Genomic DNA, 266 nt, shown 5'->3' on the forward strand with positions numbered 1-266 from the left:
GGTTTCGGGTCTATTCCCAGCGACTAGACGCCCTATTAAGACTCGCTTTCGCTACGCCTCCCCTATTCGGTTAAGCTCGCCACTGAAAATAAGTCGCTGACCCATTATACAAAAGGTACGCAGTCACAGAACAAAGTCTGCTCCCACTGCTTGTACGCATACGGTTTCAGGATCTATTTCACTCCCCTCTCCGGGGTTCTTTTCGCCTTTCCCTCACGGTACTAGTTCACTATCGGTCAGTCAGTAGTATTTAGCCTTGGAGGATG

1 rRNA gene is annotated in these 266 nt (G+C 49.6%); it reads right to left on the reverse strand.

The features are described from left to right. Positions 1-266, reverse strand: a 23S ribosomal RNA gene (locus tag KW841_RS30210); the annotation flags it as partial.

It is taken from the genome of Pseudomonas sp. PDM28 (genome assembly GCF_019219115.1).
GTDB classification, from domain to species: Bacteria; Pseudomonadota; Gammaproteobacteria; order Pseudomonadales; family Pseudomonadaceae; genus Aquipseudomonas; species Aquipseudomonas laurylsulfatiphila.